This is a genomic window from Mesorhizobium sp. B2-4-12 (assembly GCF_006441575.1).
GTDB lineage: Bacteria > Pseudomonadota > Alphaproteobacteria > Rhizobiales > Rhizobiaceae > Mesorhizobium.
Genome location: NZ_VFVC01000079.1, coordinates 1 through 11,576, shown reverse-complemented (window position 1 = coordinate 11,576; position 11,576 = coordinate 1). Strand labels below are relative to the sequence as shown.

Here is an 11,576-nt window from a genome sequence, read left to right as displayed (position 1 = left end):
CACGCCATTGTTGAGGGCTTCGTCCTTGCAAACCCATACTGACCACCGCCAAATCAAATGTGTGCGCACGCTAGCCCCCTTGAGGGGAGGGTGCCGAGCGAAGCGAGGCGGATGGGGTCGTCTCGCGTCGAGCACCGCCGCAAGGACCCCACCCGTCCATCCGCCTTCGGCGGCTGTCCACCCTCCCCTCAAGGGCAGGGAATACCCAGTTTCCACCGTCCCGGCAGGCTGATAGGCTCGGCACTGAGCTGGAGGACACAGCGATGCCGGTCAATCTTGACGAACTGAAGAACGCCACCAATCTGCGCGGACGCGGCGCGCGCGCCGGCAGCGTCTTTATCGCACCCGTCGACGGCAAGGCGCATGTCTCGGGCGAGCGCAAGGTACCGCTGCTCGACAAAACCATCCCTGAGCTTTTCTCCGATACCGTCAGCAAATATGGCACGCTCGATGCCGCCGTCTTTGTCGGCCAGGACAAGCGCTTCACCTGGAGCGAACTGTCGGACACGGTGGATGCGCTGGCCGCCGGCTTCCTGGCGCTGGGCCTGGAAAGGGGCGACCGCGTCGGCATCTGGTCGCCCAACCGTTGGGAATGGCTGGTGACGCAATTCGCCACCGCCCGCATCGGCCTGATCCTGGTCAACATCAACCCGGCCTACCGGCTGATCGAGCTGGAATATGCGCTCAACAAGGTCGGCTGCAAGGCGCTCGTCACCGCCGCCAGCTTCAAGACGTCGGACTATCTCGGCATGATCGAGACGCTGGCGCCGGAGATCGCAACGGCCACGCTGGGCAAACTCGAGGCAACGAAACTACCGTCACTGAAGATCGTCATCCGCATGGGCGAGGACAATTCGCCAGGCATGTTCAATTTCGGCGACGTGCTGGCCATGGCCGGCCGCGATGAGCATGACAGCCTCGATCGCATCTCCGAGGGGCTGAAGCCGAACGAGGCGATCAACATCCAGTTCACCTCAGGCACGACGGGCGCACCCAAGGGCGCGACGCTCACCCATTCGAACATCGTCAACAATGGCAACTTCGTCACCTCGGCGATCAAGCTCACCGTCGACGACCGGCTCTGCATCCCGGTGCCGCTCTATCATTGCTTCGGCATGTCGATGGGCACGATGGGCTGTGTCTCCAAGGGCGCGACCATGGTTTTCCCGAGCGAGGGCTTCGATCCCGGCCTGACGCTGAATGCCGTTTCGCAGGAGCGCTGCACCGGCCTTTATGGCGTGCCGACCATGTTCGTCGGCATGCTCGACCACGCGGATTTCGACACATTCGATCTTACCAGCCTGCGCACCGGCATCATGGCCGGTTCGCCATGTCCGATCGAGGTGATGAAGAAGGTGGTGTCGCTGATGCACATGTCGGAGGTGACCATCGCCTACGGCATGACCGAGACCAGTCCGGTGTCGTTCCAGAGCGGCGTCGACGATCCGCTGGAAAAGCGCGTCTCCACCGTCGGGCGCGTCCACCCCCATGTCGAGGTCAAGGCCGTCGATGCCGATGGCGTCACCGTTGCGGTCGGGGCGCCGGGCGAATTGTGCACGCGCGGCTATTCGGTGATGAAGGGCTATTGGGACGACGAGGCCAAGACCCGCGAGGCGATCGACAGCGACGGCTGGATGCACACCGGCGACCTCGCAACAATAGACGCAGAGGGCTATTGCAACATCGTCGGCCGGGTCAAGGACATGGTCATCCGTGGCGGCGAGAACGTCTACCCACGGGAGGTCGAGGAATTCCTCTACCGCCATCCCAAGGTGCGGGAAGTGCAGGTGTTCGGCATTCCCGACGCCAAATATGGCGAGGAGCTGTGCGCCTGGATCGTGCTGAAACCCGGCCAGATCGCCACCGAGCAGGAGATCAAGGCCTTCTGCGCCGACCAGATCGCCCACTACAAGGTGCCGCGCCACATCCGCTTCCGCACCGAATTGCCGATGACGGTGACCGGCAAGCCGCAAAAATTCCTGATGCGCCAGGCTATGGTGGAAGAACTGGGCCTGGTGACGCAGAAGACGGCGTAAAAGGGGCAATCTTCAGATGATGCCTGCGCTCTAAGCCAAGGGCCGAGCATCCCAGCCTTGCTCTTGAGGTCGCCCGCGCCCGGTTCTGCTAGTCCGAAAACTTCACGCTCACTCCGCGCTGCCGAAAATAAGCCTGCATCAACTTGCGACCCGAGCGGTTGTTCTGCGCCAACCTGGTCGGATCGAACACTGCCTGCTTTATCCCCTCCCGTGTCAGCGCTGCCTTGAGCGTCGCTATATGTGCGTCGATATCGGCATTGTCCGCTCGCAGTGAAGCGTAGATACTTTCGGTCGCCTCGGCCACGGTCAATTCGCTCACGGGTGTCGTCCTCTGATTGGTTGGGCAGCTGCCTAGCACAGATCCGCGGCTCAGCCGATACCGATAAGACCATCAGTCCACAGCGTCCCGGTGGTCAGCGCAATCCATCGATGAGGCACAAAGCCGCCCCGCCATTATCGCCTCACGAAGGCGTCTTTGGTCGTTCCTTACCCGAAAGCCGCCTCCCTACCGCCGTCCGCCCCTCATCTCCGACGGCCGTGGCGCTGTCCCGGGCTCCTGCACAAGCGGTCCGAGCAGCACTTCACCGAACAGCGGCTGGTAGCTCCTGCGCACCGCCGGGTCTTCCTTGAAGGACAGCGCGTACTGGCCGATCTGGTGGAAATAGGTGATGCGGGCCCTGACCAGGCTTTCATCCGGGGGATAGCCCATGGCGCGGAACGAGCGGATCAGGAGTTCGATGCGCAGGTTGTCCATGTCCTTGACTTCCTGCGTCAGCTTCTTCGACGTTCGCGACCAGTCGCGCACCGCCAGATCCAGCAATGGGCTGAACGGCGCTTCATCCACCCAGACATGCACGATGTCGGTGAAGAATTGCAGGCCATCGATATCGTGCATGTCGCGCATGGCCCAGAAGGGCGCGCAATTGATGTTGCGCCACTCCTGCAGCAGGCCGTCGCGAAGATCGGCCAAGCTGGCGAAGTGGAAGTAGAAGGAGCCGCGCGTCACCTTGAACTGGTGCGCAAGGCGATCAATCTTGACCTCTGCGATGCCGCGCTTCTCCAGCACCTTGCGCGCCGCCGCGATCCAGGCCTCGCGGCTGAGCGTCTGCCGCGCCGCCTTCTGACCCGGGGCGGCCTTGGACGGTCTCTTGCCTTTGGCCGGGGCGCTGTCCGCTTTCATGTGGTCAAGACCTTCATCGCCATGCGCGACGCCTCCAACCCGTTCGCCGGCTTCGATGCGCTTCGCGATTCTCCAGAGTCCATCTATCGCGGAAGGCCAAAGCAATTCCAGGAAAAGTGGTTTTCCGTCCGGAATTGCACAGAAACAAGGCTCTTAGCTCAGGGTAATGCGCTGATCCGCTCCAGCATGAGCTCGAAGAACGGCGCCGGATCGATGCGCCGCAGGACGTTGCAGTTTTTGCGCCGGCCGGTCACGTGCCACCAATCGACCACGGTCATGCCGATCGTCTCCGGCGAGACGATGTCGACAGTCACCGCGCACTGGCGCTGCTCATAGAGCTGCGGCGCCAGCAGATAGCCGGTGACGCAGGCATCGTGGATGGGGCGCGCCGGCGTTTCGAATTTGTGGGTGCCATACTGGCGGTAGAAGTCCGCGAGGTTCGCGGCCTCGATCGCGGCGCGACTGCCGGTTGCGCGCAGGCGCTCCAGCCACTCGGGCGTCATAAGCGCGGTGTATGTGCAGTCTATGCCCGCCATGGTCACGGGCACGCCGCTATCGAACACCTTGTGCGCGGCATGCGGGTCGACGAAGATGTTGAACTCGGCGGCAGGCGTGGCGTTGCCGCCCTGGAAGAAGCCGCCGCCCATCAGCACGATTTCGCGCAGGCGCGGCACGATTCTCGGCTCCATGGTCATGGCCATGGCAAGGTTGGTCATCGGCCCGAGCGTGCAGACGGTCAGCTCGCCCTCCGGCGCATCCATGATCGTGCGCACCATGTAGTTGACGGCGTGTTCGCTCTTGAGCGGCGTCACCGGTTCGGGCAGGTCGGCACCGTCGAGGCCGGTTTCGCCATGCACATATTCGGCCGTGATCAGCTTGCGCACCATCGGCGCCGCGCATCCGGCATAGACCGGCACATCCGGTCGCCCGGCAAGCTCGACCACCTTCAGCGCGTTCTTCGACGTCAGGGCAAGCGGCACGTTGCCGCCGACCGTGGTGATGCCGACCACCTCGAGCTCGGACGGGGATCCCAGCGCGAAGAGGATCGCGAACGCGTCGTCCTGGCCCGGATCGGTGTCGATGATGATCTTACGTGGTGCCATGATGCCGCGTCCTTCCTTTTGCGATCGAAAGCCTATTGATGAGGCCGCTCGGATGTGTAGAAATACAGTACTGTATCTTATGTTCAAGACAGGGTGTTCGAAAATGGATGCACAAGAGCGCGGCGATTTTTCCGAAATTCCAATCCTCGACGTCTCCGCGCTCTATGGCGACGACGAGGGCGCGATCCGGGCCACGGCGGCGACGCTGCGCCGCTATCTCGAGACGATCGGCTTCCTCTATGTCACGGGTCGTCCGATTCCGCGCGCCGATGTCGAAGCCGTCCGCGAAGCCAGCAAACGCTTCTTTGCCTTGCCTGAAGAGGAAAAGGCGAAGCTGAAGATCGACAAGAATTTCCGCGGCTACCTGCCCTTTGCCGGCTCGACCATCGTGACCTCGTCGGTGGCGACCGTCAGCAAGCCCAACCAGAGCGAATCGATCTTCTTCATGCACGAGGTCGGCGCCGAAGACCCCAGGGCCCTGGCCGAAAAGCCGCTGCAAGGCCCCAACCAGTGGCCGGACGAGGCTGCCGTTGCGGGCTTCAGGCAGACGATCGAGCGCTATGTCGACGAGATGGGCACGCTGGCGCGCAAGATGGTCCGCGCCATCGCGCTCTCGCTCGGACTGCCCTCCGACAGCCTCGACCGCTATTTCGAGCAGCCGACGACCTTCCTGCGGCTGCTGCATTATCCGACGCAGCCGCAGGAAGAGGGGCTCTTCGGTTCGGCGCCGCACACCGATTATGGTTTCATCACCTTGCTGGCGCAGGACGATGTCGGCGGCCTTGAGGTCAAGAACAAGGCCGGCGACTGGGTGCCTGCACCGCCGGTCCCGGATTCCTTCGTCATGAATGTCGGCGACATCCTGGCGCGCTGGTCGAACGACCAGTTCGTCTCGACGCCGCACCGCGTCATCAACCGCTCGGGACGCGAGCGCTATTCCCAGCCCTTCTTCTTCGATCCGTCCATGGACGAGACGATCGAGGCGCTGCCGGTCTGCGTGCCGGCCGGCACGCAGCCGAAATACGAGCCGGTGCTCTACGGTGACTACCTGATGGAGCGCATCGACAAGAATTACCATTACCGCAAGAAGAAGGCGGCGGAAGCGGCCAACGCGTAAGCGAATGCCGAGCCCGGGCCGGTTCCGAACGGAGACCGGCCCGGACTTTGCGTGGTTTTGCCTGATGAAGACTGCAAACAAGCAAAAGAAAGGGGAACAGCAATGAATGCATATCTGCGAATGACCGGCCTTGCGCTGGCGATCTCCGTGACAGCCTGGGGTGGGATTTCCAAGGCCGCCGACGTGCCGAAATCGGCCGACGTCAAGCAGAGCGGAACGCTTGCCGTCGCCAACACGCTGGACTTCGCGCCGTTCGAATATCTCGATGCCGACGGCAAGCAGACCGGCATCATCATCGAACTGGCCGGCGAGGTGGCCAAGCTCGTCGACACCAAGCTCGACGTGCAGCGCACGCCGTTTCCTTCCATGATACCCGGGCTTGCCGCCGGCCGCTTCAAGATCGCCTGGGAGACGTTCTCGGCCACGCCCGAGCGGTTGAAGCAGGTCGATTTCGTCATGTTCCTGAAGGCTGGGCTGGCCGTCTCGACGTCGCCCGACAAGAAGGCGAGCTTCAGCGGCGACACCCCGCTCTGCGGAAAGCGCATCGGCGTCTCGGCCGGCAGCGCCTCGGATTTCCTGGTCGACAAGCTCGGCAAGGAGTGCACCGACAAGGGTCAGGCAGCCATCGAGAAGTCCGTCTTCAACTCCTCGACCGATATCGTCCAGGCCGTGCTGTCCGATCGCGTCGACGCCCGTATGGACGATGCGACCGCGTCGAGCTATTTCGAGGTGACGAGCAAGGGGCAACTGGTGGTGCTGCCGACGCTTTACGAGGTTGCGCCCCTCGGCATGGCGATCGCCAAGGGCGACAAGGAGACCGCCGACATGATGGTGGCAGCACTTGCCGAACTGTTCAAGAATGGCACCTACAAGGCTATCCTCGAGAAGTACGGCATGGGCGCCTACGCCATCAAGGAACCTTACTTCGTCGGGTCCATGGACGCGCTCCGCGCCGAATGAAAATTACCCGGCGCCTGATCCTCAATCAGGCGCCGGCCAGCAACCAGGAGACTGTTGATGGGCGTGGCCCACCAGACCGATATTGGTGTCGAGCCGGGCGCTGCCGCTGCCGTGTCGCGATTGACCGTCGTGCCGCAGCGCCGCTACGGCATCTGGGTAGGCACGGCGTTCGCCCTGCTGCTGGCCTTCCTGATTATCCGTGCTTTCGCCAGCAATCCCGCCTTCGCCTGGGGCACGGCGGCCGGCTACCTGTTCCATCCCTCGATCATGCGCGGTCTCGGCAACACGCTGATGCTGACCGTCATCATCATGGTGCTGGGCATCGTGGTCGGCACCGTCATTGCCATCATGCGGGTGTCGCCAAGTCCGGTGCTGCGTGGCTTCGCGGGCGTCTATGTCTGGTTCTTCCGGGGTGTCCCGGCCCTGATCCAGCTGATCTTCTGGTTCAACCTCTCGCTGCTGGTGCGCGAGATTTCGCTCAGCCTGCCTTTCCTGGGCACGCTTTTCTCCGTGCGCACCAATGATTTCATGACCCCGTTCCTTTCCGCCGTCGTCGCGCTTTCGCTCTGCGAGGCCGGTTACATGGCCGAGATCATCCGTGCCGGCATCAAATCGGTGCCATCAGGCCAGTCGGAGGCTGCGAGCGCGCTCGGCATGCCTTACCGCATGATCCTGAAGCGCATCACCCTGCCGCAAGCCATGCGTTTCGTGCTGCCGCCGACCGGCAATGAGGCGATCAATCTCCTGAAGATGACCTCGCTGGTGACGTTCATCGCCGTCGACGACCTGTTCTACACGGCGCAAAGCATCTATGCGCGCACCTTCGAGACGATCCCGCTGCTGATCGTGGTCGCCTTCTGGTATCTCGCGGTGGTCAGCATCATGTCGGTGGGACAGCATTTCCTCGAACGCTATTTCGGCCGCAGCGACACGCGCCGAGATCCCCTGACGCTGCGCGCCCTGCGCAACGCCATCAGCCTGCGCGGCGTTGCCCGATGAGTGGTGTGAAGTCCGAAAATCGTGCCCGCTTCGGCGTGCCGGCCAACTCCATGGTGTTCGCACGCGGCGTGCGAAAATCCTATGGCCCGCTCGAAGTGCTGAAGGGCGTCGACCTCGATGTCTCTGAGGGATCGGTGGCCTGCATCATCGGCCCGTCGGGATCCGGCAAGAGCACGTTCCTGCGCTGCATCAACCATCTGGAGAAGCTCAGCGCCGGCATTCTTTTGGTGGACAGCCAGTTCGTCGGCTACGACCTCCAGGGTGAGAAGCTCTACGAGGTCAAGGACGATCTCCTGTGCCGGCGCCGGGCCGAAATCGGCATGCTGTTCCAGTCCTTCAACCTGTTCTCGCACATGACGGTGATGGAGAACCTGATCGAGGCACCGACGCAGGTGCGGCGCATCCCGGCCGACCAGGCCAAGGCAGAGGCCGAAGTCCTGCTGCGGCGCGTTGGCCTCGCCGACAAGGTCGACCGCTATCCGCGCGAGCTTTCCGGCGGCCAGCAGCAGCGCGTGGCGATCGCCCGCGCCATGGCCATGAAGCCGAAGGTGCTGCTCTTCGACGAGCCGACATCGGCGCTCGATCCGGAACTGGTCGGCGAGGTGCTGCAGGTAATGCGCGATCTCGCTGAAAGCGGCATGACGATGGTCGTTGTCACCCATGAGATCGGCTTTGCCCGCGAGATCGGCGATCAGCTCGTCTTCATGGACGGTGGTGTGATCGTCGAACGTGGCGCGCCGCGCGAGATGATCGCCAACCCGCAATCGCCGCGCACTCGCGAGTTCCTGTCCCGGGTTTTGTGAGGGCCGGTCTGACCGCTCCTCAGGCTGCCAGCACCGCCGCGCCGAGGCTTCGGAGGATCTTGGCGAGTTCCACGCATTCGCCGTGGCGGGCATTGTTGCGCCGCCAGGCAAGGCAGATCATCCGTTGCGGCATCGGCTCCTGAAACGGCACGATCTTGAGGTCGGGGATGGCGCCGGCCGGTCCAGCCGCCATTTCGGGAATGAGCGTGACGCCGAGCCCGTGCGCCACCATCTGCAGAAGCGTGGTCAGGCTGGTAGCGCCGTAGCTTGCCATCGCCACCGGCCGCACATTGCCGCAGACCGCCAACGCCTGTTCACGCAGGCAATGCCCTTCCTCGAGCAGCATCAGCCTCTCCAGTGCCGGGCTTTCGGGCGGAACCGGCGGCGAGGCAAAGGCCGGATCGCCTGATGGCACGGCCAGGAAGAACCGGTCGGAAAACAGCGCTTCGGTGATCAGCCCAGGATGGTCGAGCGGAAGTGCCGCGATGAAGGCGTCGAGCTTGCGCGATGCGGTGTCCTCGACCAAAGAGGTGGTGACCGCCTCGCGCAGTTCGAGCAGCAAGGCAGGGAAATGCTTCTTCAGTTCGGGCAGGGCGCGCGGCAGAAGATAGGGCGCGACGGTTGGGATGATACCCAGCCGGAAACGCCCCTCCATGGCCGTGCGACCGTGCCGCGCCGTCGTCTCGACGTCACGTATGTCGGCCAGGATGCGCTCGATGCGCGGCAAGAGCGCGATCGCTTCGTCGGTCATTCGGACCGACCTGCCGCCGCGTTCGAACAGCCGGCAGTTCAGGCGCTGCTCCATTTCCGCGATCTGCGAGGAGAGCGCCGGCTGGCTGACGCCGGCGAGTTTCGCCGCGCGTCCGAAATGCAGCGTCTGCGCCAACGCGTCGAAATAATGCATCTGCCGGACGGTCAAGCCTATCATAAGAAAATCCTATTGAAATGAACAGGAAAGGCAATTTGTTTTTATCGCGAATGCGGCCTAGTCTGGAATCATTCCAGAATGGTGTGCCTCGGCTGCCTGGGAAACCTCGGCAAAAATTGGAGAATAAGATGGACGCGAAAACCGACGACAACAGCGCTGGCAAGTGCCCCGTGGCGCATGGATCCGCCGGCAGGACCAACCGTGACTGGTGGCCGAACCAGCTCGATCTTGCCGTTCTTCATCAGCAGTCCAACCTGTCGGACCCGATGGGTGAGGACTTCGACTATGCAAAGGAATTCAAGAGCCTCGATCTCGATGCGGTGATCAAGGATCTCCGCCACGTCATGACGGATTCGCAGGATTGGTGGCCGGCCGACTTTGGCCATTACGGCCCTTTGTTCATCCGCATGGCCTGGCACAGCGCAGGCACCTATCGCATCGGTGACGGCCGTGGTGGAGCCGGAGCTGGCCAGCAGCGTTTCGCGCCGCTCAACAGCTGGCCGGACAACGCCAATCTCGACAAGGCCCGCCGCCTGCTGTGGCCGGTCAAGCAGAAATATGGGCGCAAGATCTCCTGGGCTGACCTGTTGATCCTCACCGGCAATGTCGCTCTGGAATCGATGGGCTTCAAGACTTTCGGTTTTGCCGGTGGGCGCGCCGACGTGTGGGAGCCCGAACAGGATGTGGACTGGGGTTCGGAGACCAAGTGGCTCGGCGACGAGCGCTACTCCGGCGACCGCGAGCTTCAGGGCCATCTCGGCGCCGTACAGATGGGCCTGATCTACGTCAATCCGGAAGGCCCGAACGGCAAGCCCGATCCGCTGGCCGCGGCGCGCGACATCAGGGAAACCTTCGCCCGCATGGCGATGAACGACGAGGAAACCGTGGCGCTGATCGCCGGTGGCCACACCTTCGGCAAGACCCATGGCGCCGGCGACGCCTCGCTGGTGGGGGCAGAGCCGGAAGGCGCCGGCATCGAGGCGCAGGGCCTCGGCTGGTCGAGCAAGTATGCCACCGGCATTGCCGGCGACGCCATCACTTCGGGTCTCGAGGTCACCTGGACCACGACGCCGACCAAATGGAGCAACAACTTTTTCGACAACCTCTTCAACTACGAATGGGAACTGACGAAGAGCCCGGCCGGTGCCCATCAGTGGACGCCGAAGGGCGGCGCCGGCGCCGGCACGGTGCCGGATGCGCATAATCCCTCCAAGCGTCGTGCGCCGGCGATGCTGACCACCGACCTCGCGCTGCGTTTCGACCCGGCCTATGAGAAGATCTCGCGGCGTTTCCACGAGCATCCGGATCAGTTCGCCGATGCCTTCGCCCGCGCCTGGTTCAAGCTGACCCATCGCGACATGGGTCCGGTCGCGCGCTATCTCGGCCCGTTGGTGCCGAAGGAAGAACTGATCTGGCAGGATCCGATTCCGGCGATCGATCATGAACTGGTCGGCGAGCAGGACATTGCGTCGCTGAAGGCGAAGATCCTTGCATCGGGTCTGTCGGTTTCCGAGTTGGTCTCGACCGCCTGGGCCTCGGCCTCCACGTTCCGCAATTCCGACAAGCGCGGCGGCGCCAACGGCGCCCGCATCCGCCTGGCGCCGCAGAAGGACTGGGACGTCAACCAGCCGGCTGAACTGGCGAAGGTGCTTGCCAAGCTTGAGGGCATCCAGAGTGAATTCAACGCCGGCGGCAAGAAGGTCTCGCTCGCCGACCTGATCGTGCTTGGCGGCGTCGCCGCGGTCGAAAAAGCCGCCAAGGATGGCGGCCATGAGGTGAAGGTGCCGTTCACGCCCGGCCGCATGGACGCCTCGCAGGAGCAGACGGACGTGCACTCCTTTGCCGCGCTCGAGCCGAAGGTCGACGGCTTCCGCAACTATGTCAGGGGCAAGCAGCCCATGTCGGTTGAAGCGATGCTGGTTGACCGGGCACAGTTGCTGGCGCTGACAGCGCCGGAATTGACGGTGCTCGTCGGTGGTCTGCGGGTGCTCGGCGCCAATGCCGGCAAGTCGAAGCACGGCGTGTTCACCGACAGGCCGGGCACGCTGACCAACGACTTCTTCGTCAATCTGCTCAGCATGAACACGGTCTGGGAGCCGGCTGTCGGCTCCGTCCCAGGCTCGGAGGAGGTGTATGAGGCTCGCGACCGCAAGACCAAGGCGGTCAAATGGACCGGCACCCGTGCCGACCTGATCTTCGGTTCGCATGCGCAACTGCGTGCGCTGGCAGAGGTTTATGGATCGGGAGACGCCGGGCAGAAATTCGTCCAAGATTTCGTTGCGGCATGGACCAAGGTGATGAACGCCGACCGCTTCGACATCGCGCGCTGATCCAGGCAGATATTCACTCAACAAAAGGCGCGGGCCACGGTCCGCGCCTCAGACTGCTGACAAACCCCTGGCATTTGCCGGGGGTTTTTGATTCACTGGGTCATGTTGAAGCGACCCGCC

10 protein-coding genes are annotated in these 11,576 nt (G+C 63.2%); 6 read left to right on the top strand and 4 right to left on the bottom strand.

Annotated elements, in window-relative coordinates:
• Window positions 1-263: 263 nt before the first annotated feature.
• A complete protein-coding gene (locus FJ934_RS27115; RefSeq protein WP_140613477.1) occupies window positions 264-2,036 on the top strand; it encodes an AMP-binding protein in 1,773 nt (590 codons plus the stop codon).
• An 88-nt stretch (window positions 2,037-2,124) separates the two neighbouring features.
• Here the strand turns inward: FJ934_RS27115 and FJ934_RS27110 are convergent, their stop codons facing one another.
• The 3 genes from FJ934_RS27110 to FJ934_RS27100 all read right to left on the bottom strand — a co-directional run bounded on the left by FJ934_RS27110 (window position 2,125) and on the right by FJ934_RS27100 (window position 4,319).
• Window positions 2,125-2,355, bottom strand: a complete 231-nt coding sequence (locus FJ934_RS27110; protein WP_140613476.1) for a hypothetical protein — start codon at window positions 2,353-2,355, stop codon at window positions 2,125-2,127.
• A 186-nt stretch (window positions 2,356-2,541) separates the two neighbouring features.
• Window positions 2,542-3,216 (bottom strand): TetR/AcrR family transcriptional regulator, encoded by a 675-nt coding sequence (locus FJ934_RS27105; protein ID WP_140613475.1) that lies wholly within the window; start codon window positions 3,214-3,216, stop codon window positions 2,542-2,544.
• Window positions 3,217-3,374: 158 nt separating this feature from the next.
• Window positions 3,375-4,319 (bottom strand): nucleoside hydrolase, encoded by a 945-nt coding sequence (locus FJ934_RS27100; RefSeq protein WP_140613474.1) that lies wholly within the window; start codon window positions 4,317-4,319, stop codon window positions 3,375-3,377.
• A 103-nt stretch (window positions 4,320-4,422) separates the two neighbouring features.
• Here FJ934_RS27100 and FJ934_RS27095 point away from each other — a divergent pair, with 103 nt between their 5' ends.
• From FJ934_RS27095 to FJ934_RS27080, 4 genes are all read left to right on the top strand, one after another.
• Window positions 4,423-5,436 carry a 2OG-Fe(II) oxygenase family protein gene (locus FJ934_RS27095; protein ID WP_140613473.1) on the top strand — a complete coding sequence of 338 codons (1,014 nt, stop codon included), beginning with the start codon at window positions 4,423-4,425 and terminating at the stop codon, window positions 5,434-5,436.
• Window positions 5,437-5,538: 102 nt separating this feature from the next.
• Window positions 5,539-6,396, top strand: a complete 858-nt coding sequence (locus FJ934_RS27090; RefSeq protein WP_140613472.1) for an ABC transporter substrate-binding protein — start codon at window positions 5,539-5,541, stop codon at window positions 6,394-6,396.
• A 57-nt stretch (window positions 6,397-6,453) separates the two neighbouring features.
• Window positions 6,454-7,395 carry an amino acid ABC transporter permease gene (locus FJ934_RS27085; protein WP_140613471.1) on the top strand — a complete coding sequence of 314 codons (942 nt, stop codon included), beginning with the start codon at window positions 6,454-6,456 and terminating at the stop codon, window positions 7,393-7,395.
• Window positions 7,392-8,198 carry an amino acid ABC transporter ATP-binding protein gene (locus FJ934_RS27080; protein WP_140613470.1) on the top strand — a complete coding sequence of 269 codons (807 nt, stop codon included), beginning with the start codon at window positions 7,392-7,394 and terminating at the stop codon, window positions 8,196-8,198. The genes FJ934_RS27085 and FJ934_RS27080 overlap by 4 nt, the downstream gene beginning before the upstream one ends.
• Before the next feature lie 19 nt (window positions 8,199-8,217).
• Here the strand turns inward: FJ934_RS27080 and FJ934_RS27075 are convergent, their stop codons facing one another.
• On the bottom strand, window positions 8,218-9,126 hold the full coding sequence (locus FJ934_RS27075; RefSeq protein WP_140613469.1) for a hydrogen peroxide-inducible genes activator: 909 nt from the start codon (window positions 9,124-9,126) through the stop codon (window positions 8,218-8,220).
• A gap of 128 nt (window positions 9,127-9,254) precedes the next feature.
• Between FJ934_RS27075 and katG the strand changes: the two genes are divergently transcribed.
• Window positions 9,255-11,456: a catalase/peroxidase HPI gene (gene katG, locus FJ934_RS27070; RefSeq protein ID WP_140613468.1), complete on the top strand. Its 2,202-nt coding sequence runs from the start codon at window positions 9,255-9,257 to the stop codon at window positions 11,454-11,456.
• Window positions 11,457-11,576: the final 120 nt, after the last annotated feature.

Excerpts from the sequence above, each read along its gene's own strand:
- FJ934_RS27115 (WP_140613477.1), top strand. The coding sequence starts at position 264 with ATGCCGGTCAATCTTGACGAACTGAAGAACGCCACCAATCTGCGCGGA.
- FJ934_RS27105 (WP_140613475.1), bottom strand. The coding sequence starts at position 3,216 with ATGAAAGCGGACAGCGCCCCGGCCAAAGGCAAGAGACCGTCCAAGGCC.
- FJ934_RS27100 (WP_140613474.1), bottom strand. The coding sequence starts at position 4,319 with ATGGCACCACGTAAGATCATCATCGACACCGATCCGGGCCAGGACGAC.
- FJ934_RS27095 (WP_140613473.1), top strand. The coding sequence starts at position 4,423 with ATGGATGCACAAGAGCGCGGCGATTTTTCCGAAATTCCAATCCTCGAC.
- FJ934_RS27090 (WP_140613472.1), top strand. The coding sequence starts at position 5,539 with ATGAATGCATATCTGCGAATGACCGGCCTTGCGCTGGCGATCTCCGTG.
- FJ934_RS27085 (WP_140613471.1), top strand. The coding sequence starts at position 6,454 with ATGGGCGTGGCCCACCAGACCGATATTGGTGTCGAGCCGGGCGCTGCC.
- FJ934_RS27080 (WP_140613470.1), top strand. The coding sequence starts at position 7,392 with ATGAGTGGTGTGAAGTCCGAAAATCGTGCCCGCTTCGGCGTGCCGGCC.
- FJ934_RS27075 (WP_140613469.1), bottom strand. The coding sequence starts at position 9,126 with ATGATAGGCTTGACCGTCCGGCAGATGCATTATTTCGACGCGTTGGCG.
- katG (WP_140613468.1), top strand. The coding sequence starts at position 9,255 with ATGGACGCGAAAACCGACGACAACAGCGCTGGCAAGTGCCCCGTGGCG.